We start from the raw sequence: 25,097 nt of genomic DNA, 5'->3' as shown, positions 1-25,097 counted from the left end.
GGAACTTATGTCCATTCTCGTCAACAAGAACACCAAGGTCCTGGTTCAGGGCCTGACCGGCAAGACCGGCACCTTCCATACCGAACAGGCGCTCGCTTATTACGGCACGCAGATGGTCGGCGGCATCCATCCGAAGAAGGGTGGCGAAACCTGGACCGGCTCGAAGGGCGAAACCCTGCCGATCTTCGCTTCCGTTGCCGAAGCCAAGGAAAAGACCGGTGCCGATGCATCCGTGATCTACGTTCCGCCGGCAGGTGCCGCGGACGCGATCATCGAGGCGATCGACGCCGAGATCCCGTTCATCACCTGCATCACCGAAGGTATTCCGGTGATGGACATGGTGCGGGTGAAGGCACGGCTGGACAAGTCGAAGTCGCGCCTGCTCGGACCGAACTGCCCGGGCATCCTGACGCCGGAAGAATGCAAGATCGGCATCATGCCGGGCTCGATCTTCCGCAAGGGTTCGGTCGGTATCGTTTCCCGCTCCGGCACGCTGACCTATGAGGCCGTCTTCCAGACCTCCAACGAGGGCCTGGGCCAGACGACGGCTGTCGGCATCGGTGGCGACCCGGTCAAGGGCACGGAGTTCATCGACGTGCTCGAGATGTTCCTCGCCGACGAAGCCACGACCTCGATCATCATGATCGGCGAAATCGGCGGTTCGGCTGAAGAAGACGCGGCGCAGTTCCTCAAGGACGAAGCCAAGAAGGGCCGCAAGAAGCCGATGGCAGGCTTCATCGCCGGCCGTACCGCGCCGAAGGGCCGCACCATGGGTCACGCCGGTGCAGTTGTTTCCGGCGGCAAGGGCGACGCAGAATCCAAGATCGCGGCCATGGAATCGGCCGGTATCAAGGTCTCGCCATCGCCGGCCCGCCTGGGCAAGACGCTGGTTGAAGTCCTCAAGGGCTGACGCCACATAAGGAACACCCGCCGGGCTTATGAACGGCGGGTGATCCGGCAGATTCGGACAGGCGAGGGTAAGCCTCGGCTGTCCTGGTGCAGGATGATGAGAGTGAGGTGACCTGCTGGCTGTCAGCATGTCATCTGAATTCAGCGTAGATGCACTGCGCATGGCCGCCCCGGCGGTTCGAGATATCAAAGCGAAGACCAAGAAAATGCGGAGCCCGGGCATTTCGGATCCGATTACGTGAGGAGGCGGGCGCGGCGCCCGCAATACGCAATGGCACGGCAAGAAGCCAACGAGCAGTTTCTCATCACCTCCTTCCTCGACGGACAGAATGCTGCCTATATCGAGCAGCTGCATGCCCGCTACGAGGATGACCCGAATTCCGTTGCACCGGAGTGGCAGGCCTTCTTCAAGGCGCTGGCCGACAACCCGGAAGACGTGAAGAAGGCGGCAGCGGGAGCCTCGTGGCAGCGCAAGAACTGGCCGATCGTCGCCAATGGCGAACTGGTTTCGGCTCTCGACGGCAACTGGCCGGCGGTTGAAAAGGCGATCGAAAAGAAGGTCAAGGCCAAGGTCGAGGAAGCCGCTGCGGCATCCGGCAAGCCGGCCAGCGACGCCGACGTGCACCAGGCGACCCGCGACAGCGTGCGCGCCATCATGATGATCCGCGCCTACCGCATGCGCGGCCACCTGCATGCCAAGCTCGACCCGCTCGGCCTGGCCGCACCGGTGGAAGACTATAACGAACTGTCGCCTTCGGCTTACGGCTTCACCGAAGCCGATTACGACCGCAAGATCTTCATCGACAACGTGCTCGGCCTCGAATACGCCACGCTGCGCGAAATGATCGACATCCTGGAGCGCACCTACTGCTCCACGATCGGCGTCGAGTTCATGCATATCTCGAACCCGGAAGAAAAGGCCTGGATTCAGGAACGGATCGAAGGCCCGGGCAAGGGCATCGAGTTCACGCCGGAAGGCAAGAAGGCCATCCTTTCCAAGCTGGTGGAAGGCGAAGGTTACGAACAGTTCCTCGACGTCCGCTTCAAGGGCACCAAGCGCTTCGGCCTCGATGGCGGTGAGTCGCTGATCCCGGCGCTCGAGCAGATCATCAAGCGCGGCGGCCAGGACGGGCTCGAAGAAATCGTTCTCGGCATGGCCCACCGCGGCCGCCTGAACGTGCTCACCAACGTCATGGGCAAGCCGCACCGCGCCGTGTTCCACGAGTTCAAGGGCGGTTCGTTCAAGCCCGACGAAGTTGAAGGTTCCGGCGACGTGAAGTACCACCTGGGTGCCTCGTCCGACCGCGAATTCAACGGCAACAAGGTTCACCTGTCGCTGACCGCCAACCCGTCCCACCTCGAGATCGTCAATCCGGTCGTGATGGGCAAGGCGCGCGCCAAGCAGGACCTGCTGGCCAAGGAATGGGAAGGCGACATCATTCCGCTCAAGGAGCGCGCCAAGGTGCTGCCGCTCCTGATCCACGGTGATGCGGCCTTCGCCGGCCAGGGCGTGGTTGCTGAAATCCTCGGCCTCTCGGGCCTGCGCGGCCATCGCGTCGCCGGCACGATGCACTTCATCATCAACAACCAGATCGGTTTCACCACCAATCCGGCCTTCTCGCGTTCTTCGCCTTATCCGTCCGACGTCGCCAAGATGATCGAAGCGCCGATCTTCCACGTCAACGGTGATGATCCGGAAGCTGTGACTTACGCGGCCAAGATCGCGACCGAATACCGGATGAAGTTCCACAAGCCGGTGGTAGTCGACATGTTCTGCTACCGCCGCTTCGGCCACAACGAAGGCGACGAGCCGAGCTTCACGCAGCCGAAGATGTACAAGGTCATCCGAAACCACAAGACGGTGACCCAGCTCTACGCCGAGCGCCTGATTGCCGAAGGCCTGCTGACGGAAGGCGAATTCGAGAAGATGAAGGCCGACTGGCGTGCGCATCTGGAGGCTGAATTCGAGGCCGGCCAGTCGTACAAGCCGAACAAGGCCGACTGGCTCGACGGCCAGTGGACCGGCCTGCGCTCTGCCGACAATGCCGACGAGCAGCGTCGTGGCAAGACCGCCGTTCCGATGAAGGAACTGCGCGAGATCGGCCGCAAGCTTTCGACCGTTCCGGAAGGCTTCAACGTGCACCGCACGATCAAGCGCTTCATGGAAAACCGGGCGCAGATGGTCGAGACCGGCGAAGGCATCGACTGGGCCATGGCCGAAGCGCTGGCTTTCGGTTCGCTCGCGATCGAAGGCACGAAGATCCGCCTTTCCGGCCAGGATTGCGAACGCGGCACGTTCTCGCAGCGTCACTCGGTTCTCTACGACCAGGAAACCGAGGAGCGCTACATCCCGCTCGCCAACCTGTCTCCGAGCCAGGCGCGCTACGAAGTCATCAACTCGATGCTTTCGGAAGAAGCCGTTCTTGGCTTCGAATACGGTTACTCGCTGGCCCGCCCGAACGCGCTGACGCTCTGGGAAGCCCAGTTCGGCGACTTCGCCAACGGTGCGCAGGTCGTGTTCGACCAGTTCATCTCGTCGGGTGAGCGCAAGTGGCTTCGCATGTCCGGCCTCGTCTGCCTGCTGCCGCATGGTTACGAAGGCCAGGGTCCGGAACACTCGTCGGCCCGCCTCGAGCGCTGGCTGCAGATGTGCGCCGAAGACAACATGCAGGTTGCCAACTGCACGACGCCGTCGAACTACTTCCACATCCTGCGCCGCCAGGTGAAGCGCGACTTCCGCAAGCCGCTGATCCTGATGACGCCGAAGTCGCTGCTGCGCCACAAGCGTGCAACCTCGACGCTGGCCGAAATGGCGGGCGAGTCCTCCTTCCACCGTCTCCTGTGGGACGATGCCGAAGTCATCAAGGACGGCCCGATCAAGCTGCAGAAGGATGCCAAGATCCGCCGCGTCGTGCTCTGCACCGGCAAGGTCTATTACGACCTGCTCGAAGAGCGCGAAAAGCGTGGCATCGACGACATCTACCTGCTGCGCATCGAACAGCTCTATCCGTTCCCGGCCAAGGCGCTGATCAACGAACTCAGCCGCTTCCGCAATGCGGAGATGGTATGGTGCCAGGAAGAGCCCAAGAACATGGGTGCCTGGTCGTTCATCGATCCGTATCTGGAATGGGTGCTGGCGCATATCGATGCCAAGTTCCAGCGCGTTCGCTACACCGGTCGCCCGGCTGCGGCATCGCCTGCAACGGGCCAGATGTCGAAGCACCTGGCGCAGCTCGAAGCCTTCCTCGAAGACGCGCTCGGCGGCTAAGGAGACGGGCCGATGGCCTACTTTCACCTGAAGCTGATCGCGCCAAGACCGAGCTTCCCGCATGATGCATCGCCGGAGGAAAAAACGGCGATGCAGGCGCATTTCGGTTACTGGCAGGGTCTTGCGCTTCAGGGTGTCGCGATTGCCGTGGGTCCCGTCTTCGCTGAAGGCGGGGCTTTCGGCTTGGCGCTGGTGGAAGTTTCAGACGAGGCTGCTGCGCGCGATCTCGCCGACGGTGACCCGATCGTGACCGCCGGCCTCGGCTTCAGGTTTGACATATCTCCCATGCCCTCCATCATTCTCAGGACATCCGCGGGCGGTGCCGCGGCTGCCGCATAAACGCAAACAACCATTCAGGACGTAAACACAATGGCCACTGAAATCCGCGTTCCCACCTTGGGAGAATCCGTCAGCGAGGCAACCGTCGGCACCTGGTTCAAGAAGGTCGGCGACACGGTGAAGGCCGACGAGCCGCTTCTCGAGCTTGAAACGGACAAGGTGACTGTTGAAGTGCCGGCCCCGGCTGCCGGTGTTCTGACCGAAATCGTTGCCCAGAACGGCGAAACCGTTGGCCTTGGCGCCCTGCTTGGACAGATCGCCGAAGGTGCCGCCGGCGCCGCGACCTCGGCTCCGGCCGAAGCCGCTCCGGCAAAGGCTGCCGAACCTGCTGCTCCGGCTCCTGCCACTGCAGCCGCACCGGCTTCCTCCGGTTCGTCCATGCCGCCGGCTCCGGCTGCCGCCAAGCTTGCTGCCGACAACAACGTCTCGACCGGCGACATCGAAGGTTCCGGCAAGCGCGGCCAGGTGCTGAAGGGCGACGTGATTGCAGCCATCGCCAAGGGCCCGGCAGCTGCCGCTCCGGCCGCAGCGCCTGCTGCCCCGCGTCCGGTTTCGTCGGCTGACGATGCAGCCCGCGAAGAACGCGTGAAGATGACGCGCCTGCGCCAGACCATCGCACGTCGCCTCAAGGACGCGCAGAACACCGCCGCCATGCTGACCACCTACAACGAGGTGGACATGAAGGCGGTCATGGACCTGCGCAACCGCTACAAGGAAATCTTCGAAAAGAAGCACGGCGTGAAGATGGGCTTCATGGGCTTCTTCACGAAGGCCGTTACCCACGCGCTGAAGGAAATCCCCTCGATCAACGCCGAGATCGATGGCACCGACATCATCTACAAGAACTACTGCCACGTCGGCATGGCCGTTGGCACCGACAAGGGCCTTGTCGTTCCGGTCATCCGTGATGCCGACCAGCTGTCGATCGCGGGCGTCGAAAAGGAACTCGGCCGTCTTGCAAAGGCAGCCCGTGACGGTTCGCTCGCCATGTCAGACATGCAGGGCGGCACTTTCACCATCACCAATGGTGGCGTCTACGGTTCGCTGATGTCCTCGCCGATCCTCAACGCACCGCAGTCGGGTATCCTCGGCATGCACAAGATCCAGGAGCGCCCGGTTGCGATCGGCGGCCAGGTCGTGATCCGTCCGATGATGTACCTGGCGCTCTCCTACGACCACCGCATCGTCGACGGCAAGGAAGCAGTGACCTTCCTCGTCCGCGTCAAGGAAAGCCTGGAAGATCCGGAGCGTCTGGTTCTGGACCTCTAAGACTGGAGAAAAGCCATGGAAGCGCTTGGGGTCACGGCAACGCCTTACATGACGCTGCTTGCCCTGAGCGTCGTCCTGCTGGTCGTCCACATCCTGCTGCAGGGCATGTTCGCGACCCGCGAGCTTGGCTCGCAGTGGAATGCGGGGCCGCGGGACGAGGGCCTTGAGCCCAAAAGCCCGCTGGCCGGGCGTGCGGCCCGCGCCTCCAGGAACTTCCAGGAAACCTATCCGGCCTTCATCGGCTTGCTGCTCGGCGTCGCCTTTTCCGGCGACGACGCTTCCTACTGGGGGCTGATCGGCGCCTGGATCTGGTTCGTGGCGCGCATCGTCTATCTGCCGCTGTACCTCGCCGGTATTCCCTATTTCCGCTCCTTCGTCTGGTTGATCAGCCTCATCGGGCTGCTGGCCATGATGTTTGCGCTGTTCCGGTGATGCGATGAGGCGGCTGTTCAAGGCATCGCTCATCACGATCTGCCTGACGCCGGCTTTTGCCCTGGCGCAGGAGCGCTGCCCGATCGAGAAGGCGGTCTTTGCCGAAGCCGATGGCGGGACGGAGCTTGCCTTCAGACCTGTCGGTTCCGATGCTGCCGCCGTCAGCCACATGTTCACGGTGACGGGCGCAAAGCTGAAACTTGACGGCCATGTGATGTATGACGAGGAATCGCAGCGTCCGGCCGGCATGATCATGAACAACTGCCCCGAGGGCGACGCGACAGGCGCAGAGCTGCGCGCCTGCACGGTATGGACGGGCGTTCTCTACTCGGTGAACCGCAGCGAGGCCGGGATTGACGTTCTGGGTGCCGAGGGAACGCCGGCACCCGATGCGGTTCTGCTGCCTGGTTTTGGCCCGGCGATCCGCCATTCGGAGCTTTGGGACAAAAGCGGGCTGAAGTCCGTTCCATGGGATCTTTACGCGTTCAAGGGGTGCAATGGATGACTGATACACCTGTCATGCTCGTGACCGGCGGAAGCCGTGGCATCGGCGCGGCCGTTTGCCTGCTCGCGGCCCGCAGCGGCTGGCGTGTCGCCGTCAACTACGCCTCGAATGCACAGGCTGCCGAAGCCGTGGTCGAGAAGATCAAGGCGGCCGGCGGCGACGCAATTGCAATGAAGGGCGATGTCGGCAATGCCGCCGATATCGATGAAATGTTTGCAGCGGTCGACCGGCACTTCGGGCGGCTTGATGCGCTGGTCAACAATGCGGGTATCGTCGACATGCCGCAGCGTGTCGACGAGATGAGCGTCGAACGGCTCGAGCGGATGATGCGCATCAACGTGACCGGCTCCATCCTCTGCGCCGGCCATGCGGTGCGTCGCATGTCCACCAAGCACGGCGGCAAGGGCGGCGCGATCGTCAACATCTCGTCCATGGCGGCGATCATCGGGTCGCCGGCGCAATATGTCGATTATGCCGCTTCCAAGGGCGCCATCGACACGCTGACGGTCGGCCTGTCGCGTGAAGTGGCGGCAGAAGGCGTGCGGGTCAATGCGATCCGCCCGGGTGTCATCGAGACGGACATCCATGCGTCCGGCGGCCTGCCGGACCGGGCGCGCGACATGGCGCCCAATATTCCCATGCAACGCCCGGGGCAGGCGCAAGAGGTGGCGGATGCCGTTCTCTACCTCCTTTCGCCCGGAGCATCCTATATAACTGGCGCGATCCTCAATGTGAGCGGTGGGCGCTAAGAGAACAACGGAAGGAAAACTACAATGGCTTATGATGTTGTCGTCATCGGAAGCGGTCCCGGCGGCTATGTATGCGCAGTCAAGGCTGCCCAGCTTGGCCTCAAGGTGGCAGTCGTTGAAAAGCGCGCGACCTATGGCGGCACCTGCCTGAACGTCGGCTGCATTCCGTCCAAGGCGCTGCTGCATGCCTCCGAGATGTTCCATCATGCCGCCCATGGCATGGATGCGCTCGGCGTCGAGGTCGAGGCTCCCAAGCTCAACCTCGAAAAGATGATGGCGCACAAGGATGCGACCGTGAAGTCGAACGTCGACGGCGTGTCCTTCCTGTTCAAGAAGAACAAGATCGACGGCTTCATCGGCACCGGCAAGATCGTGTCCGCCGGCAAGGTTTCGGTGACCGGCGACGACGGCAAGGTCCAGGAACTGGAAACCAAGAACATCGTGATTGCCACCGGCTCGGATGTGGCCGGCATTCCGGGTCTCAATGTCGAGATCGACGAGAAGACCATCGTGTCCTCGACCGGTGCGATTGCACTCGACAAGGTGCCGCAGAGCCTGGTCGTTGTCGGCGGCGGCGTCATCGGCATGGAACTCGGTTCGGTCTGGCTGCGCCTCGGCGCCAAGGTGACCGTCGTCGAATATCTCGACAAGCTGCTCGGTGGCATGGACGCCGACGTTTCCAAGCAGTTCCAGCGGATGATGGCCAAGCAGGGCATGGATATTCGCACCGAAGCCAAGGTGACGGCTGTCGAGAAGACCGAGTCCGGCGCCAAGGTGACCTATGAGCCGGTCAAGGGTGGCGAAGCCCAGACGATCGAAGCCGACATCGTGCTGGTTTCGACCGGCCGCAAGCCCTACACCGAAGGTCTTGGGCTCGAGGAAGCCGGCGTGGCGCTCGACAACCGCGGCCGCGTCGAGATCGACGGCCAGTTCAAGACCAATGTCGCCGGCATCTATGCGATCGGCGACGTGGTGAAGGGCCCGATGCTGGCGCACAAGGCCGAGGACGAGGGCGTGGCATTGGCCGAAATCCTCGCCGGCCAGCACGGCCATGTGAACTATGACGTCATTCCGGGCGTGGTCTACACCCAGCCGGAAGTGGCCTCCGTCGGCAAGACGGAAGAAGAGCTGAAGGCTGCAGGCATCGCTTACAAGGTCGGCAAGTTCCCGTTCACCGCCAATGGCCGCGCCCGCGCCATGCTGGCGACCGACGGATTCGTGAAGATCCTCGCCGACAAGGAAACCGACCGGGTGCTCGGCGGCCATATCATCGGCTTCGGCGCCGGCGAGATGATCCACGAGATCACCGTGCTGATGGAGTTCGGCGGTTCCTCGGAAGACCTGGCCCGCACCTGCCACGCGCATCCGACGATGTCGGAAGCGGTGAAGGAAGCTGCACTCGGCACCTTCTTCAAGCCGATCCACATGTGATCACTTCAGAAGACCGGACAATTGAAAAGGGTAGGGCTTTGTTCTACCCTTTTTGCTGTAGAACGGTGCTTTCATGAACCAGAAGATCAGCATCACCCTTCCGTCAGAGATGGTCAGCGCGCTCGAAGAGCGTGTTGAAGCGGGTCTCTATGCATCAACGAGCGATGTCATCCGGGCGGCTCTGAATGCACTCGATCGGGAGGAGCATGATCTGGATGGAGCCTTGGACGCCAAGATCCGTGAAGCCTTGGCCGATGAACGCGCCGGTATTCCGGCAAGCGATGTTTTCGCGCGTCTTGAGAAACTTCATTCCGAAGGGCGGACGTCGTTGAACGATGGCGAATAAGGTCCTCTTCCATCCGCTCGCGGATGCGGATCTTGAGGCCATCTACCGCTTCATCGCCGAAGACAGTCCGGACCGGGCCATCGATTTTGTCCGGCACATCCAGGCTTTTTGCAAAACCCTGCCGGATATGCCTTTGCGCGGCCGCAGCCGCAGCGACCTTGGAGAAGGTGTGCGGACATTGGTCCTGGAACGGCGGGTCGTTGTCGCGTACCGATTTATGTCGGACGAGATCCTGATCCTACGGATATTCTACGCGGGGCAGAACATCGACCGGGACAAGTTTCCAAAGCTGTAGCTCGTGCAGTGCTTCAGTTTACCGCGGTGACGGTGAAACCCTGGCGGCGCAGGAGTTCGATCAAGCCCTGGTCGCCCGGAAGGTGGGCCGCACCAACGGCCACGAAGGCGCTGCCTTCAGCGAATATCGGTGCCGCACGCTCGGCCATCAGCTGGTTGCGCTTGGTGATGACGAGTTCGTCGAACTCGGCATAACCGGCCTGGTCCTCAGTGCCATCGGGCGCGACGACCTTCAGCATCGGCTGGATGATGCCGATATTGCCGGAAAGGTAGACCTCGGTCATCGTGAAGAAGACGTCGTCCATCTTGGACCCGAGCTTCAAGGCCTCGACCAGTGACTTGATGTGGAGTTCGAGCGGGATCGCGTTGATGGCGTTCGCCTGCTCTTCCAGGGTTTCCAGGCCCTTGACCTGCTTGCCCTCTGCGGCTGCTTCCTTGGCGATCTTCTTGTCGAGGAAGAGGTTGCCGCCGCCCTTGCGCGCGAGTTCGCAAGCCGGGATCGCGACCATGCTCATCAGCATCCACGGCTTCATGCGGGAGACCGCCGAAAGGGTGATGCCCTTGGCTTTCAGGCCGTCCTTGAGGAGTTGCAGGTCCTGCGGCGGCACGAGCGTTTCGATGGAGCGGCCGTCGGTGAACATGGTCAGTTCCGGCTTCATCAGAAGCGCGGCCATGGCCTTGCTTTCATCGAGCACTTCGTCGGATTCGACGACGATGGTCTTGGCGCGGGCGAGAGCGTCCCTTGCGCCGGCCGGCATCTCCAGCACGCGCGGATCGGCGACATGCATGGTGCCGAGCACGTAGGACGGCTCAAGCCCCGGCTTTTCCACCTTCCAGAAAATGCCCTTGCCGTTCGGCACGGCTTCGCCTTCCGCCATGACCTTGTCGTAGGCCTCACGGTTTTCCGTCTTCAGCGCTTCGAGCACGTTTTCGCCGCTGCAGGCCGGCGTCTGCGCGCGGGCACCATCGGCAAAACCGAGGATCAGCAGCAGGGAGGCAAGGGCCAGGAGGTGGAGCGCTGCAAGCAGCCAGAGCGTCATGTCCTGGGCGCGAAGAAGGAGAGCGCCGGAAAGCGAGGAAGGTGCGGGAGTCATCATGGCATCCGTCAAATGGGTGCAGCCAGTCTAGGTGTGCCGGCTGCACAAGCCCTTAACGGCCTTGGTTAACCATAGGTTCACGCGCGCGGATGGGCGCGGTCGTAAACCTCGAGCAGTCGGGCGGAATCGACGCCGGTGTAGATCTGCGTGGTGGAAAGGCTGGCGTGGCCGAGAAGCTCCTGGATGGTGCGCAGATCCCCGCCGCCGGCGAGAAGATGTGTCGCGAAGGAATGGCGCAACGCATGCGGGGTTGCCGTTTCCGGCAGGCCGAGCGCGCCGCGCAGCTTCTGCATCTCGCGCTGGATGATCGCCGGCTGCAGCGGACCGCCACGGGCGCCCCGGAACAGCAGGTCGTTCTCCTCGATATCGTAAGGGCAAAGCTTGCGGTAGGTGGCGACGGCTTCGGCGATGACGGGCAGAAGCGGCACGATGCGCACCTTGCCGCCCTTGCCGGTGATCCGCAGCGTCTTGGTGCCGGCCGGAATGTCGGCAGGCGTGAGCCCCAGGGCTTCCGAGATACGCAGGCCGCAGCCGTAGAGCAGCGACAGAACGGCGGCGTCGCGGGCGGCAATCCAGGGCTCCTCCTGCAATTGCGCATCCTTGGTGACGAGCGTGAGCGCCTGGTTGTCGGTGAGCGGCTTCGGCAACGATTTCGGCTGCCTCGGCGCGCGGATGGCGCCGGCGGCCGCGGCATTCACCAGTCCCTTGCGTTCGAGATAGCGCAGGAAGGACCTGAGGCCCGCCAGATGCCGGCCAAGCGAACGGGCGCCGGAGCCTTCGCGCCGCCGGGCAGCGAGGAAGGCACGCAGGTCGGCGGGTCGCAACGTGTGGATATCTTCGAGCTTCGGTGGCTCTCCGAGATGCCTCGTCAGGAAGGTCAGGAACTGGCGCGTGTCGCGCTCGTATGCCTGCAGTGTGTTGTCCGAAAGCCGGCGCTCGCCTGCCAGGCTCTGCAGCCATTCATGTCGCTTCGCCGCCACATCGGGGGCCGCGATGATCAGCAGTTCGTTCATGGGGAGCCTGTTGAATTTGAAGCATGCTCGCCCCAGATTGCTTTGACCGCCTTACGATTTCGCTAAGGCTGCCGTCGGCAGAAACCAATTTTGCCGCAGTTGGGTGAACAGATGGCGGTGTCGTCCCGTCCTCAGGAGTCTTCATGGAACGCCGCGCCTTGACCAACAGTTTCGGCCATTTCGCGGAAACCCTGGCTCTTCTTTCACATGGCAAACCCGGACATATCGTGGACACGCTGATCGCCGAGCGTGGCGAGCGCATCGTGCAGCATCCGGCCTGGCCGGCGATGCGACCCCTGCTTTATTCGCTGCTGCGCTACAACCGGGCGATCAAGTTTGCCAATGACATCCAGGGCCTCAGCGGCTTCCAGTCGTTCGAATACATGAGCGACCTGTTGAAGCTCAACCTGACGGTGGCCCATGCGGAGCGCATTCCCGAAAAGGGTGGCTTCATTCTTGTCAGCAACCATCCGACCGGCATTGCGGATGGGGTCGCGATCTTCGACCTGTTGAAACCGCGCCGGCCGGACCTGATGATCTTTGCCAACCGCGATGCGGTGCGGGTCAATCCGCGGTTTGCCGAGATGATCATCCCGGTGGAGTGGCGCGAGGAATACAAGAGCAAGCTGAAGACACGCGAAACGCTGGTGCTGACCAACAAGACGGTGGAGGACGGCAAGGTGATGGTGCTGTTTCCCTCCGGCCGCATCGCCTATTGGGAAAACGGCAAGCTGAACGAGCGGCCGTGGAAGACGTCGGCCGTGGGGCTGGCGCGAAAATACAACCTGCCGATCCTGCCGATCCACATGCGCGCGCGCAATTCCGGGCTGTTCTACTGGCTGGCGAAATGGTCGACAGAACTTCGCGACATGACCGTGTTCTACGAACTGCTCAACAAGAAGGGCAACCACTTCGACTTCACGGTGGGCCAGATGATCCAGCCGGAAGAGCTGGAGGGCGAGATCGGCGACGTGACGAAGGCGCTGGAGCATCACACAGTCATCGATCTGGCTGACGATGGCGACGCGCGCTTCGCTATGCCGGCGCCGGACGCATCCGTCGCCGCATGACGGGCTGCTTCCACCCGATCATGCTCATGGTGTAGAGGTTGGGCATGCTGCTCCGCTCCATGTTCGCCCAGAACTACCGTTCCCTGCGCTCGATCCGGATGGATCTCGCAGATGTCAACGTGTTCATCGGCGAGAACGGGGTCGGCAAGTCGAACCTTTACCGGGCGCTGCAACTGGTGCAGGCGGCGGTGCGCGGCACGCTGGCTTACGAGATTGCGGCAGAGGGCGGCATGGCCTCGGCGCTCTGGTCCGGCCGGCGGCGCGAGGAAAAGAATTTCCGCATCAAGCTGGAAGTCGAGGTGCTGGACGAGGAGCGGGCGATCACCTTCCGCTACCGCGTCGAGGCCGGTTTGCGGCCTCCGATCGACGCGGCGGGTTTTGCTTTCGAGCCGCAGGTGAAGGCCGAGGAGCTTTCGGTGGAAACCGGATCGCGACCAGTGACGATGATGAAGCGGGCAGGGCCCGGCATAATGGTGCGGGGGCCGGCTGGGCGGATGGAGGAATATCCGGAGCAGGCGATGACCTCGGAGACGGCAATCGCCCTGCTCGGCCACGCCGGCCATTACCCCGAGATCGGCGCTTTTCGCAGGCTGGTGGAAGGATGGCGGTTCTTCCACGGGTTCCGGACGGATCGGCAATCGCCGCTGCGCAATCCCTGCCTTGCCGTGACATCGCCGCTGCTGGCCGAGGACGGCAGCAACATGGCGGCTGTGTTTGCAACGCTTGTCCACACCAGTGGCGATACGGTGGAGCTTGATCGTGCCGTCGCTTCCGCCCTCAATGGCGCCAAGCTGCAGGTACCGGAGCCCGGCGAATATGCAGAGTTCGGGCTGACCTTTCCCGACTTCCCGCATCGCGTCTTCCAGCCGCGCGAATTGTCGGACGGACAGATCCGCTTTCTTGGACTTGCCGCAGCGCTGATGTCCTACCGGCAACCGCCGCTGATAGCGTTGAACGAGCCGGAGGCGAGCCTGCATCCGGATATGCTCAAGGCGCTGGCCGGGATGATCGGGCAGGCGGCACAGACGAGCCAGGTCTGGGTGGTCACCCATTCCCAGCCGTTGGCTTTTGCGGTGGAGGAGCAGTGCGGGGTGCGGCCGAAGCGGGTGATCCGCAAGGACAGCGCGACCTGGATCGAAGGCATGCGGCTGACGGGACTGATGGAGGAAGACTACTAGCTTCGGGGTTCACTTTTGTTCTCATCCGGGGCAATGTCCGGCCGCATGGGCAAAGATTCGTCCGACATCCTTCCTTCGCTGTTTGGCGATACCCTGCCGGAGGCCGGGCCTCCGACGCATGTGGTGCCTGTTCTGGTGCCGCTGCCGGTGGCGGGTGCCTATAGTTATGCCGTGCCCGACGGCATGCATGTCGCGCCGGGCTCGGTTGTCCAGGTGCCGGTCGGGCCGCGGCAGGTGATCGGCGTCGTCTGGGACGGCACCAGCGACGACGGCGTCTCCCCCAAGCTTGATCCCAAGAAGCTGCGACCGATCACGCTCGCCTTCGATTGCCCGCCGCTGTCGAAGGAAATGCGCGACTTCATCGACTGGGTGTCGGCCTATACGCTTTCGCCCCCGGGGCTTGTGGCCCGCATGGCGATCCGGGCGCCGGCGGCCCTCGATCCCGAGCCGATGGTGGAAGGACTGCGTTATGTGGGCGGGCAGCCGGAGCGCCTGACGCCGGCGCGATCCAAAGTGCTTGACCTGATCCGCGAGCAGGATGTGCCCTGGACCCGCAGCGGACTTGCCAATGCGGCTGGCGTGTCGCTCAGCGTGATTGATGGCCTGACGCAGCAGGGTGTCTTCGAGACGGTTTTCCTGGCGCCGCCGCCGGTGGTCGCAACGCCGGATCCGGATTTCGTGGCGCCGCGTATCGAAGGCCCGCAGAAGCAGGCGGCCGAAGAGATCATCGCCTCCATCCGTGGTGGCGGCTTTGCGGCATCGCTGATCGATGGCGTCACCGGATCCGGCAAGACCGAGGTCTATTTCGAGGCGATTGCCGAAACGCTTCGCCGCGGCAAGCAGGTGCTGATCCTGCTGCCGGAGATCGCGCTCACCTCAAGCTTCCTGGAGCGCTTCGAGCAACGCTTTGGCGCAAAGCCCGGCGAATGGCATTCCGACCTTTCGCCGCGGATCCGCGAGAAGGTGTGGCGCGGCGTGGTGACGGGCGATGTGCAGGTCGTGGCGGGTGCCCGTTCGGCACTGTTTTTGCCGTTCGAGAACCTCGGCCTCATCATCGTTGATGAAGAACATGACCCTGCCTACAAGCAGGAGGATCGGGTCTTCTACAATGCGCGCGACATGGCGGTGGTGCGGGCGCGGATCGGCGACTTCCCGATCGTGCTGGTCTCGGCGACGCCCTCTGTGGAAAGCCAGGTGAACGGCCTGTCAGGCCGCTACAACACCGTGCATCTGCCGACCCGCTTTGGTGATGCGGCAATGCCCGACCTGCATCTCATCGACATGCGCCGCCACCCGCCGGAACGCGGCGGCTTCCTGTCGCCCGTGCTTCTTCGGGCGATCGCCAAGACGATCGAGCGCAAGGAGCAGGCGCTGCTCTTCCTCAATCGGCGTGGTTATGCGCCGCTGACGCTTTGCCGCGTCTGCGGGCACCGTTTCCAGTGCCCGCAATGTTCCAGCTGGCTGGTAGAGCACCGCTTCAAGAGCCAGATCCAGTGCCACCAGTGCGGTTATTCCGAGCGCACGCCAGAGGCCTGTCCCGAATGCGGGACGCTCGATCACCTCGTCGCCTGCGGCCCGGGCGTCGAGCGGATCGCCGAGGAGGTGGAACGGCATTTCCCGGATGCCCGCACGATCGTCATGTCGTCCGACCTGCTGGGCGGCGTGAAGCGGATGCGGCTGGAGCTCGAGGCGATCGCAAACGGCGAGGCCGATATCGTCATCGGCACGCAGCTGGTTGCCAAGGGCCATAACTTCCCGTTGATGACGCTGGTCGGCATTGTTGATTCCGACCTCGGCCTTTCGAATGGCGATCCGCGCGCGGCGGAACGGACATTCCAACTGCTGAGCCAGGTTACCGGCCGCGCCGGCCGCACCGGCCTGAAGAGCCATGGCCTGCTGCAGACATTCCAGCCGCAGCATCCGGTGATGCAGGCGATCATTTCCGGCGATGCCGGTGCATTTTACGAACGGGAGATCGAGGAGCGGCAGAAGGCCATTCTTCCACCATTCGGGCGGCTTGCCTCGCTGATCGTGTCGGCCGATACGCGCGCCGATGCCGAAACGCATGCGCGCGGCTTGCGGGCTGCGGCGCCGAAAGTGACGGGCATCTCGGTTCTGGGACCGGCCGAAGCCCCGCTTGCGCTGGTCCGCGGTCGCCACCGTTTCCGGCTTCTGGTGCATGGACGACGGAACTCCGACATGCAGGGTTTCCTGCGGGCGATGATCGAGAACGGGCCAAAACAACGGGGTTCGGTGCAGATCCAGCTCGACATCGATCCGCAGAGTTTTCTGTAGCCGCCTTTGCATGGCCTTTGTGGCATGCGGTAAGATCAGCCGAATCGACATACGAGGCGTGAATGGAACTGTATTTTCCGACCGAACTTGGCGAGCAGGCGGCGTTCGTCTGTGCTGCCGCGACGGCAATCATCGGCCTCCTGGTCTTCCTGCTGCCGGCGTCTGCGCTTCGGCTTTCGGCATTCCAGATCGGCGAGATCCGACCAGAAGGCTATGCCGCGACCCGCGCCGCCGGTGCGCATCACGTCGGGCTTGGCCTTGCGGCGATCATGCTGGCGCAGGACTGGATCTACCTGACGCTCGGGATAGCGGTCGGTTTTGCGGCCTTCGGAAGGCTGGTTTCGTGCTTCACGGACCGGGCGCTCACCCTGCCAAATGTCACGATTTTCCTACTCCAGGTTGTGCTGGCGGCCGGGCCATTCGCCTATGTTTTTGGCTATCTCTGATGTCTCGTAACTCAGCCTGAGCTAATGCTTGGCCGGTAAGTCGCACCTTGCCGCAGCAAAATCCGCCGAGACTCCCTGTGTCTTGGGGTTTTTCCATTATCTGCCGTGTTGCGGTGGCCTACATCCTATGCTAGACGGACCGCGAAAGTCGGAAAGGGTAGGGCCGACGCCTTACCGGTTCTGGAAGATAATCAAACGAATTCAAGATTTTGCTGATCCCTGTCTCCAGGGCCTGGCGCTTGGATGGCAATTCAGGGAAAATGTGCCCGTGGCTGACACGTCCCAGCTTATTTCCGGTGTAGCGGAGCGGTATGCTTCCTCGCTGTTCGAACTGGCCCTTGAGTCCGGCTCGATCGATCAGGTTGGTGCCGATCTTGATCGGTTCCAGGCGCTGCTGGATGAGAGTGAAGACCTGCGACGTCTGGTCGCAAGCCCGGTCTTTTCGGCAGACGAGCAGCGGCAGGCTGTTTCGGCCGTTGCAGATCGCGCCGGCATCACCGGTCTCGTCGGCAATTTTCTGAAGGTCGTTGCCGGCAATCGCCGGCTGTTTGCTGTGCCCGGCATGATCCGCGCCTATCGCGAGGTCGCTGCGCAGCATCGCGGCCAGGTTACGGCCGAGGTCACCTCGGCGCATGCTCTGTCTGCGGAGCAGGAATCTGAACTCAAGTCGGCGCTGAAGGGCGTGACCGGCAAGGACGTGGCCATCGCCGTTTCGATCGATCCGTCGATCCTCGGCGGTCTCATCGTCAAGGTTGGTTCACGTCAGATCGATACGTCCCTTCGCACCAAACTTTCCACTCTTAAGCTTGCATTGAAAGAGGTCGGCTGATGGATATCCGTGCAGCGGAAATTTCCGCAATTCTCAAGGACCAGATCAAGAACTTCGGCCAGGAAGCCGAAGTTTCTGAAGTCGGCCAGGTTCTCTCCGTCGGCGACGGTATCGCTCGCGTCTACGGTCTGGACAATGTCCAGGCTGGTGAGATGGTCGAGTTCCCGGGCGGCGTGCGCGGCATGGCGCTGAACCTCGAAGCCGACAACGTCGGCGTGGTTATCTTCGGCTCCGACCGCGAGATCAAGGAAGGCGACACCGTCAAGCGGACCGGCGCCATCGTGGACGTGCCGGTTGGTCCGGAACTGCTTGGCCGCGTCGTTGACGCGCTCGGCAACCCGATCGACGGCAAGGGCCCGATCAATGCAACACGCCGTTCGCGCGTTGACGTCAAGGCTCCGGGCATCATTCCGCGCAAGTCGGTTCATGAGCCGATGTCGACCGGCCTCAAGGCCATCGACGCCCTCATCCCGGTTGGTCGTGGCCAGCGCGAGCTCGTCATCGGCGACCGCCAGACCGGCAAGACCGCCATCATTCTCGACGCGTTCCTGAACCAGAAGTCGATCCACGACAATGGCCCGGACAACGACAAGCTGTTCTGCGTCTACGTCGCTATCGGCCAGAAGCGTTCGACCGTTGCCCAGTTCGTGAAGGTGCTCGAAGAGCGCGGCGCGCTGCAGTACTCGATCGTTGTTGCTGCAACCGCATCCGACCCGGCTCCGATGCAGTACCTCGCTCCGTTCGCAGGTTGCGCAATGGGCGAATACTTCCGCGACAACGGCCAGCACGCCCTTATCGCTTATGACGACCTGTCGAAGCAGGCTGTTGCCTATCGCCAGATGTCGCTCCTGCTGCGCCGCCCGCCGGGCCGCGAAGCTTATCCGGGCGACGTTTTCTACCTGCACTCGCGCCTTCTCGAGCGCGCTGCAAAGCTCTCCGACGAGCGTGGCGCTGGCTCGCTGACGGCTCTGCCGGTCATTGAAACCCAGGGTAACGACGTCTCGGCGTTCATTCCGACCAACGTGATCTCGATCACCGACGGCCAGATCTTCCTTGAAACCGACCTGTTCTACCAGGGTATCCGTCCGGCCGTTAACGTCGGTCTGTCGGTTTCCCGCGTTGGTTCCGCCGCGCAGATCAAGGCGATGAAGCAGGTTGCCGGTTCGATCAAGGGCGAGCTTGCCCAGTATCGTGAAATGGCCGCCTTCGCGCAGTTCGGTTCCGACCTCGATGCATCCACGCAGCGCCTGCTCAACCGCGGTGCGCGCCTGACCGAACTCCTGAAGCAGCCGCAGTTCTCGCCGCTGAAGACGGAAGAGCAGGTTGCGGTGATCTTCGCCGGCGTCAACGGCTACCTCGACAAGCTTCCGGTCAACCAGGTCGGCAAGTTCGAGCAGGGCCTGCTGTCCTACCTCCGTTCGGAAGGCAAGGCTGTGCTGGAAACGATCCGCACCGAAAAGCAGGTGTCCGACGACACGAAGGCAAAGCTCAAGGCAGCTCTCGACAGCTACGCCAAGACCTTCGCCTAAGACCGGATCTACTAGCTCGAGGACCGATAACGGATGCCTTCACTTAAGGATCTGAAAAACCGGATCGCCTCCGTCAAGGCGACGCAGAAAATCACCAAGGCGATGAAAATGGTCGCCGCGGCGAAGCTGCGCCGTGCGCAGGAGGCGGCCGAGGCTGCCCGTCCTTACGCGGAGCGGATGAACAAGGTATTGGCCAGCCTTTCGGCTGCCAATGCCGGCAATGCCGAAGCGCCGCTGCTGCTTTCGGGCACGGGCAAGGATCAGGTCCATCTCCTGGTCGTTGCGACCGGCGAGCGCGGTTTGGCTGGTGGCTTCAACTCCTCCATCATCCGCCTGGCGCGCGACCATGCACAGAAGCTTCTTGCAGAAGGCAAGACGGTGAAGATCCTCACTGTCGGCCGCAAGGGCAACGACGTGCTGCGCCGCAGCTTCAAGGACAACATCGTCCACTACATTACCTTCCGCGAAGTCAAGCAGCTCGGTTTCGTCCAGGCTGACGAAGTGGCGCAGAAGGTGCTGCAGATGTTCAACGCCGGCGAGTTCGACGTGGCGACGCTGTTCTTCGCGCGCTTCCAGTCGGTGATCTCGCAGGTTGCGACCGCGCAGCAGATCATCCCGGCCAAGTTCGAGACGGGCGAAACTGCATCGACCGCAGCTTCCGCGCTCTATGAATACGAGCCGAGCGAACAGGAAATTCTGGAAGAGCTCCTGCCGCGCAACGTCGCGATGCAGATCTTCCGTGCACTGCTCGAAAACAACGCTTCCTTCTACGGCGCGCAGATGTCCGCAATGGATAACGCAACGCGCAATGCCGGCGACATGATCAACAAGCTGACGCTCTCCTACAACCGCCAGCGTCAGGCGCAGATCACGAAGGAACTCATCGAAATCATTTCGGGCGCGGAAGCGCTCTGAGGAAGAAAGAGGGTAAGTATCATGGCTATCGCAACGGGCACCTCCCTCGGTAAGGTGACGCAGGTTATCGGCGCCGTCGTCGACGTAGCTTTCGACGGCGAACTGCCGCCGATCCTGAACGCACTGGAAACCGACAACAACGGCAACCGGCTCGTTCTCGAAGTCGCGCAGCACCTCGGTGAAAACTCCGTCCGCACCATCGCTATGGACTCGACGGAAGGTCTCGTCCGCGGCCAGCAGGTTCGCGACACGGGCGCTCCGATCTCGGTTCCGGTTGGCGACCAGACGCTCGGCCGCATCATGAACGTCATTGGCGAGCCGGTTGACGAAGCAGGCCCGCTGGATCGCACGACGCTCCGCGCCATCCACCAGGACGCTCCGGCTTACGTCGAACAGTCCACCGAGGGCCAGATTCTGGTCACCGGCATCAAGGTTGTCGACCTTCTCGCTCCTTACGCAAAGGGCGGCAAGATCGGCCTCTTCGGCGGCGCAGGCGTCGGCAAGACCGTTCTCATCATGGAACTCATCAACAACGTCGCCAAGGCGCACGGTGGTTACTCCGTGTTCGCCGGCGTTGGTGAGCGTACCCGTGAAGGCAACGACCTTTACCACGAAATGATCGAGTCCGGCGTGAACAAGCACGGCGGTGGCGAAGGCTCCAAGGCTGCCCTCGTCTACGGCCAGATGAACGAACCGCCGGGCGCACGTGCACGCGTTGCACTGACCGGCCTGACGATCGCGGAAGACTTCCGCGACAAGGGCCAAGACGTTCTGTTCTTCGTGGACAACATCTTCCGCTTCACCCAGGCAGGCTCCGAAGTGTCGGCTCTGCTCGGCCGTATTCCTTCGGCCGTGGGCTACCAGCCGACCCTCGCCACCGACATGGGCCAGATGCAGGAACGCATCACCACGACGACGAAGGGCTCGATCACCTCGGTTCAGGCCATCTACGTTCCGGCCGACGACTTGACCGACCCGGCACCGGCAACTTCGTTCGCCCACCTGGACGCAACCACGGTTCTGTCGCGTTCGATCGCTGAAAAGGGTATCTACCCGGCCGTTGACCCGCTCGACTCCACCTCGCGCATGCTCGACCCGATCATCGTCGGCGAAGAGCACTACGAAGTGGCTCGTAAGGTCCAGACGACGCTGCAGCGCTACAAGTCGCTGCAGGACATCATCGCGATCCTTGGCATGGACGAACTGTCCGAAGAGGACAAGATGACCGTTGCCCGCGCCCGCAAGATCGAGCGCTTCCTGTCGCAGCCGTTCTTCGTGGCCGAAGTCTTCACCGGTTCGCCGGGTAAGCTGGTTGCTCTCGAAGACACGATCAAGGGCTTCAAGGGCCTCGTCAACGGCGAATACGACCACCTTCCGGAAGCTGCCTTCTACATGGTCGGTTCGATCGAAGAAGCCATGGAAAAGGCAAAGAAGCTGGCTGAAGCCGCTTAATCCAGAGCAAAACGGCGCGCGGGATCCGTCCGGCGCGCCAGTCCGCATACAACAGCTAAGCCCGCGTGAGCCTTCATAGGAACGTGGGTCAATCGAGGAAGTGGACCTTCATGGCCGACGCTTTCAACTTCGAACTGGTTTCGCCCGAGCGGCTGCTTGTTTCGGAAAAGGTATCCGAAGTGGTCATTCCCGCCACGCTGGGCGAGATGACGGTGCTTGCCAACCATGCGCCGACCATGACCACCATCAAGCCAGGCGTGGTTTCCGTGAAGCTCGCTTCCGGCCAGGTGAACAAATACGTCGTGTTCGGCGGGTTTGCAGACATCCTGCCGACCAGCTGCACGCTGCTCGCTGAATCTGCCGTGCCGGCCACCGAGCTGACGCGTGACACGCTGCAGAAGCGGATCGAGGCCACCCAGGCCGAGCTCACCAATGCACGCGACGACGAGCACAAGACCAAGCTCGAGCAGTTCCTGGCGGAACTGACGCACCTCAACGGCGCCATCATTCCGGCCTGACCGTTCAGGCAGACGAAACTGAACAAGGGCGGCCTTCGAGCCGCCCTTTGTCGTTTCCGCTCCTCGCGCAACGGGGTTGCCGTCCGCTCGCAGGCAGGTTAGCCGTGGGGAGGGGAGGCGCGGCTCATGATCGACAAGCTCGAATTTTTCATCGCCCTGGCGCGCGAAGCGCATTTCGGACGTGCGGCCGAGGAGTGTGGGATCTCGCAGCCGTCGCTGTCGGCGGCGATCCGGCAGCTCGAGGACCAGCTTGGCGTACAACTCGTGGTGCGCGGCTCCCGCTACCAGGGGCTGACGCCGGAGGGCCAGCGGGTGCTGGAATGGGCCAAGCGCATCGTTGGCGACGCCCGCACGATGCGCGAGGAGATGCGCGCTGCCCGCAAGGGCCTTGCCGGGCATATCCGTCTCGCCTCCATCCCGACTGCGCTTGCGATGATCCCGCGGCTGACGGAGCCGTTCCAGGCGAAACACCCGGACGTGACCTTCTCCGTCGTGTCGCGCAACTCGCTTCAAGTCCTGTCGCAACTCGACAATTTTGAGATCGATGCCGGCATCACCTATCTCGACAACGAGCCTTTGGGCCGGGTGACGAGCGTGCCGCTTTACGCCGAACGCTACAATCTCGTGACCGCCGAAGGAGCGCCTCTCGCCGACCGCGAGAGCGTTACCTGGAAGGAAATGGCCGACGTTAGGCTTTGCCTATTAACACCCGACATGCAGAACCGGCGGATCATCAACCAGCACCTCAGCGAAGCCGGTGTGGTCGTAAAGCCGATGCTCGAATCCAACTCGATGGTGGTGCTGTTGTCACATATCGGCACCGGCCGCTGGGCCAGCATCATGCCGCGCAATGTCGCAAGATCATATGGCTTCGCCAAGCATATCAAAACGATACCGATCGTCGAGCCGGAGGCGAGCCACATTGTTGGGCTGGTTGCGACACACCGGGAGCCGTTCACCCCGCTGGTGTCAGCCTTGCTGCATGAGGCGCGCAGCCTCACGCCCGCCGCCATGCTTTGATAGTTTTTTTCTATCGCGTAACCATTCTCCTTTATTGACGGTTGCAGCCCTCCACGACACCATTCCCTCACAAGTAGCCGAAGCGATCCTTCAGGCTTCGGGAATAACCGGCCCCAGATCTCTCCCGGAGATCGGCGGTCGGCGGGAGGTTGGACGACATGAACATGCGTATTTCCGCCGGTGCGTTCACCGAGCGGTCGCTCGAGATCATTCGGGAGCTAAAGCATCTGGAGGGGCCGATGCTGCCGATCCTCCACGCTATCCAGGACGAGTTCGGTTATGTGCCCGAAGAGGTGAAGCCGGTCATTGCGAGCGAGCTAAACCTGTCGCGCGCGGAAGTGCATGGGGTTGTCACCTTCTACCACGATTTCCGGCATGAGCCGGCCGGCCGGCATGTCCTGAAACTCTGTCGCGCCGAGGCTTGCCAGTCGATGGGCAGCGATCAGCTCGCGGATCGAGTGAAGCAGCTTCTCGGCATCGATTTCCACCAGACGACGCTCGACGGCGCAGTGACGCTGGAGCCGGTCTTCTGTCTCGGGCTCTGTGCCTGCGCGCCAGCCGCCATGCTGGACGACGAGGTTTATGGCCGCGTTGACGAGCACTGTCTTTCCGAAATGATGGCGGAGGTGCGTCGATGACCGTCCGTATCTTCATCCCCCGTGATGCCGCCGCGCTGGCGCTGGGCGCCGAAAAGGTCGCCAAGGCTGTTGCCGGTGAAATCGCAGCGCGTGGCCTTGATGCGGTGATCGTGCGCAACGGCTCGCGCGGCATGTTCTGGCTGGAGCCGCTGGTCGAGGTGGAAACGGAACGTGGGCGCGTCGCCTACGGTCCGGTCAAGGCGGCCGACGTGGCCGGGCTCTTCGACGCCGGGCTGGTCAACGGCGGGAACCACCCGCTCTGTCTGGGGCTGACGGAGGAGATCGAGTTCCTTCGTCAGCAGACGCGCCTCACCTTCGCCCGTTGCGGCATCATCGATCCGCTGTCGCTCGACGATTATCGCCTGTATCGCGGCTTCGTCGGGCTAAAGAGAGCTATTTCGATGCCGCGTGCCGAGATCGTCGCGCAGGTCACCGAAAGCGGCCTTCGTGGTCGTGGCGGCGCGGGTTTCCCGACCGGCATCAAGTGGAAGACGGTGATGGATGCGGCGGGTCCGCAGAAATACATCGTCTGCAATGCCGACGAGGGCGATAGCGCCACCTTCGCCGACCGAATGATCATGGAAGGTGACCCCTTCGTGCTGATCGAAGGCATGGCGATTGCCGGTATCGCGACGGGTGCCACAAAGGGTTACGTCTACCTGCGCTCCGAATATCCGCATGCCATTGCCACGATGACGCAAGCCGTCGAGATCGCCCGCGAGGCTGGCATCCTGGGCCCGTCGATCATGGGTTCGGCGCATGCCTTCGATATCGAGATCCGCTCCGGCGCTGGCGCCTATGTCTGTGGGGAGGAAACGTCGCTTCTCAACTCGCTGGAAGGCAAGCGCGGCATCGTGCGCGCCAAGCCGCCACTTCCGGCGCTGCAGGGCTTCCTCGGCCGGCCGACGGTGGTCAACAACGTCATCTCGCTTGCTTCCGTGCCGGTCATCATGGACCAGGGGGCGGACTACTACAAAAACTTCGGCATGGGCCGTTCACGCGGCACGATCCCGATCCAGATCGCCGGCAATGTGAAGCATGGCGGCCTGTTCGAGACGGCATTCGGCCTGACGCTTGGAGAGATCGTCGACCGGATCGGTGGCGGCACGGCGACCGGGCGACCGGTGAAGGCGGTGCAGGTGGGCGGACCGCTTGGTGCCTATTTCCCGCGCGCCCTGTTCGACACGCCGTTCGACTACGAGGCGTTCGCGGCCAAGGATGGCCTGATTGGCCACGCCGGCATCACGGTCTTCGACGACTCGGCCGACATGCTGAAGCAGGCGCGGTTTGCAATGGAATTCTGTGCCATCGAAAGTTGCGGCAAGTGCACCCCCTGCCGCATCGGCTCGACCCGCGGCGTCGAGACGGCCGACAAGATCGCCCAGGGCATCGAGCCCGAAAAGAACAAGGCGCTGCTGGCCGACCTCTGCAACACGATGAAGTTCGGCTCGCTCTGCGCGCTCGGCGGCTTCACGCCTTATCCGGTGATGAGCGCGATGAACCATTTCCCGGAGGATTTCGCTCCGACACCCCTTATCGAAGCGGCGGAGTAACA

General features: G+C 62.6%; 24 protein-coding genes. 22 read left to right on the top strand and 2 right to left on the bottom strand.

The window, feature by feature from the left end; all coding sequences use genetic code 11:
- Positions 1 to 7 precede the first annotated feature (7 nt).
- The 10 genes from sucD to CYG48_RS13595 all read left to right on the top strand — a co-directional run bounded on the left by sucD (position 8) and on the right by CYG48_RS13595 (position 9,543).
- Positions 8 to 910, top strand: coding sequence for a succinate--CoA ligase subunit alpha (gene sucD, locus CYG48_RS13640; RefSeq protein ID WP_118850874.1), 903 nt, complete (start codon positions 8 to 10; stop codon positions 908 to 910).
- 270 nt (positions 911 to 1,180) lie between these two features.
- Positions 1,181 to 4,177, top strand: a complete 2,997-nt coding sequence (locus CYG48_RS13635; protein WP_118850873.1) for a 2-oxoglutarate dehydrogenase E1 component — start codon at positions 1,181 to 1,183, stop codon at positions 4,175 to 4,177.
- A gap of 12 nt (positions 4,178 to 4,189) precedes the next feature.
- Positions 4,190 to 4,516, top strand: a complete 327-nt coding sequence (locus CYG48_RS13630; RefSeq protein WP_118850872.1) for a YciI family protein — start codon at positions 4,190 to 4,192, stop codon at positions 4,514 to 4,516.
- A 30-nt stretch (positions 4,517 to 4,546) separates the two neighbouring features.
- Positions 4,547 to 5,785, top strand: a complete 1,239-nt coding sequence (gene odhB, locus CYG48_RS13625; protein WP_118850871.1) for a 2-oxoglutarate dehydrogenase complex dihydrolipoyllysine-residue succinyltransferase — start codon at positions 4,547 to 4,549, stop codon at positions 5,783 to 5,785.
- Between the two features lie 15 nt (positions 5,786 to 5,800).
- On the top strand, positions 5,801 to 6,217 hold the full coding sequence (locus CYG48_RS13620; RefSeq protein ID WP_118850870.1) for an MAPEG family protein: 417 nt from the start codon (positions 5,801 to 5,803) through the stop codon (positions 6,215 to 6,217).
- A 4-nt stretch (positions 6,218 to 6,221) separates the two neighbouring features.
- Positions 6,222 to 6,722: a hypothetical protein gene (locus CYG48_RS13615; RefSeq protein ID WP_118850869.1), complete on the top strand. Its 501-nt coding sequence runs from the start codon at positions 6,222 to 6,224 to the stop codon at positions 6,720 to 6,722.
- Positions 6,719 to 7,471 carry an SDR family oxidoreductase gene (locus CYG48_RS13610; protein WP_118850868.1) on the top strand — a complete coding sequence of 251 codons (753 nt, stop codon included), beginning with the start codon at positions 6,719 to 6,721 and terminating at the stop codon, positions 7,469 to 7,471. Before CYG48_RS13615 ends, CYG48_RS13610 begins: the two co-directional genes overlap by 4 nt.
- A 24-nt stretch (positions 7,472 to 7,495) precedes the next feature.
- Positions 7,496 to 8,902: a dihydrolipoyl dehydrogenase gene (gene lpdA / locus CYG48_RS13605; protein ID WP_118850867.1), complete on the top strand. Its 1,407-nt coding sequence runs from the start codon at positions 7,496 to 7,498 to the stop codon at positions 8,900 to 8,902.
- Positions 8,903 to 8,975: 73 nt separating this feature from the next.
- Positions 8,976 to 9,248, top strand: coding sequence for a type II toxin-antitoxin system ParD family antitoxin (locus CYG48_RS13600; protein WP_118850866.1), 273 nt, complete (start codon positions 8,976 to 8,978; stop codon positions 9,246 to 9,248).
- Positions 9,238 to 9,543, top strand: a complete 306-nt coding sequence (locus CYG48_RS13595) for a type II toxin-antitoxin system RelE/ParE family toxin (protein ID WP_118850865.1) — start codon at positions 9,238 to 9,240, stop codon at positions 9,541 to 9,543. Before CYG48_RS13600 ends, CYG48_RS13595 begins: the two co-directional genes overlap by 11 nt.
- 13 nt (positions 9,544 to 9,556) lie before the next feature.
- Here the strand turns inward: CYG48_RS13595 and CYG48_RS13590 are convergent, their stop codons facing one another.
- Positions 9,557 to 10,636, bottom strand: a complete 1,080-nt coding sequence (locus tag CYG48_RS13590) for a TraB/GumN family protein (protein ID WP_118851659.1) — start codon at positions 10,634 to 10,636, stop codon at positions 9,557 to 9,559.
- Between the two features lie 80 nt (positions 10,637 to 10,716).
- Positions 10,717 to 11,652 (bottom strand): tyrosine recombinase XerC, encoded by a 936-nt coding sequence (locus CYG48_RS13585; protein ID WP_118850864.1) that lies wholly within the window; start codon positions 11,650 to 11,652, stop codon positions 10,717 to 10,719.
- Positions 11,653 to 11,795: 143 nt separating this feature from the next.
- On the opposite strand from CYG48_RS13585, the gene CYG48_RS13580 reads away from it, so the two are divergent.
- From CYG48_RS13580 to CYG48_RS13525, 12 genes are all read left to right on the top strand, one after another.
- Positions 11,796 to 12,722: a GNAT family N-acetyltransferase gene (locus CYG48_RS13580; RefSeq protein ID WP_118850863.1), complete on the top strand. Its 927-nt coding sequence runs from the start codon at positions 11,796 to 11,798 to the stop codon at positions 12,720 to 12,722.
- A 44-nt stretch (positions 12,723 to 12,766) separates the two neighbouring features.
- The gene (locus CYG48_RS13575; RefSeq protein WP_118850862.1) at positions 12,767 to 13,900 is read left to right on the top strand and encodes an AAA family ATPase; all 1,134 of its coding nucleotides are present in this window, start codon (positions 12,767 to 12,769) and stop codon (positions 13,898 to 13,900) included.
- Between the two features lie 45 nt (positions 13,901 to 13,945).
- Complete coding sequence (locus CYG48_RS13570; protein ID WP_118851658.1) at positions 13,946 to 16,195, top strand: primosomal protein N'; 2,250 nt, start codon at positions 13,946 to 13,948, stop codon at positions 16,193 to 16,195.
- Between the two features lie 62 nt (positions 16,196 to 16,257).
- Positions 16,258 to 16,641, top strand: coding sequence for an AGROH133_08824 family phage infection protein (locus tag CYG48_RS13565; RefSeq protein ID WP_118850861.1), 384 nt, complete (start codon positions 16,258 to 16,260; stop codon positions 16,639 to 16,641).
- A 262-nt stretch (positions 16,642 to 16,903) separates the two neighbouring features.
- Positions 16,904 to 17,470 carry a F0F1 ATP synthase subunit delta gene (locus CYG48_RS13560; RefSeq protein ID WP_118850860.1) on the top strand — a complete coding sequence of 189 codons (567 nt, stop codon included), beginning with the start codon at positions 16,904 to 16,906 and terminating at the stop codon, positions 17,468 to 17,470.
- On the top strand, positions 17,470 to 18,999 hold the full coding sequence (gene atpA, locus CYG48_RS13555; protein ID WP_118850859.1) for a F0F1 ATP synthase subunit alpha: 1,530 nt from the start codon (positions 17,470 to 17,472) through the stop codon (positions 18,997 to 18,999). Before CYG48_RS13560 ends, atpA begins: the two co-directional genes overlap by 1 nt.
- 33 nt (positions 19,000 to 19,032) lie before the next feature.
- The gene (locus tag CYG48_RS13550) at positions 19,033 to 19,914 is read left to right on the top strand and encodes a F0F1 ATP synthase subunit gamma (protein ID WP_118850858.1); all 882 of its coding nucleotides are present in this window, start codon (positions 19,033 to 19,035) and stop codon (positions 19,912 to 19,914) included.
- Positions 19,915 to 19,935: 21 nt separating this feature from the next.
- The gene (gene atpD, locus CYG48_RS13545) at positions 19,936 to 21,366 is read left to right on the top strand and encodes a F0F1 ATP synthase subunit beta (protein ID WP_118850857.1); all 1,431 of its coding nucleotides are present in this window, start codon (positions 19,936 to 19,938) and stop codon (positions 21,364 to 21,366) included.
- A 110-nt stretch (positions 21,367 to 21,476) separates the two neighbouring features.
- Positions 21,477 to 21,884 carry a F0F1 ATP synthase subunit epsilon gene (locus tag CYG48_RS13540; RefSeq protein ID WP_118850856.1) on the top strand — a complete coding sequence of 136 codons (408 nt, stop codon included), beginning with the start codon at positions 21,477 to 21,479 and terminating at the stop codon, positions 21,882 to 21,884.
- A gap of 126 nt (positions 21,885 to 22,010) precedes the next feature.
- On the top strand, positions 22,011 to 22,904 hold the full coding sequence (locus tag CYG48_RS13535; protein WP_118850855.1) for a LysR family transcriptional regulator: 894 nt from the start codon (positions 22,011 to 22,013) through the stop codon (positions 22,902 to 22,904).
- A gap of 158 nt (positions 22,905 to 23,062) precedes the next feature.
- Positions 23,063 to 23,542, top strand: a complete 480-nt coding sequence (locus tag CYG48_RS13530; protein ID WP_118850854.1) for a formate dehydrogenase subunit gamma — start codon at positions 23,063 to 23,065, stop codon at positions 23,540 to 23,542.
- The gene (locus CYG48_RS13525; protein ID WP_118850853.1) at positions 23,539 to 25,095 is read left to right on the top strand and encodes a formate dehydrogenase beta subunit; all 1,557 of its coding nucleotides are present in this window, start codon (positions 23,539 to 23,541) and stop codon (positions 25,093 to 25,095) included. Before CYG48_RS13530 ends, CYG48_RS13525 begins: the two co-directional genes overlap by 4 nt.
- Positions 25,096 to 25,097 lie beyond the last annotated feature (2 nt).

This window comes from Neorhizobium sp. SOG26 (assembly GCF_003491345.1).
Lineage (GTDB): Bacteria > Pseudomonadota > Alphaproteobacteria > Rhizobiales > Rhizobiaceae > Neorhizobium > Neorhizobium turbinariae.
The sequence above is the reverse complement of the archived record's forward strand: the minus strand, read 5'-3'. Positions and strand labels throughout refer to the sequence as shown.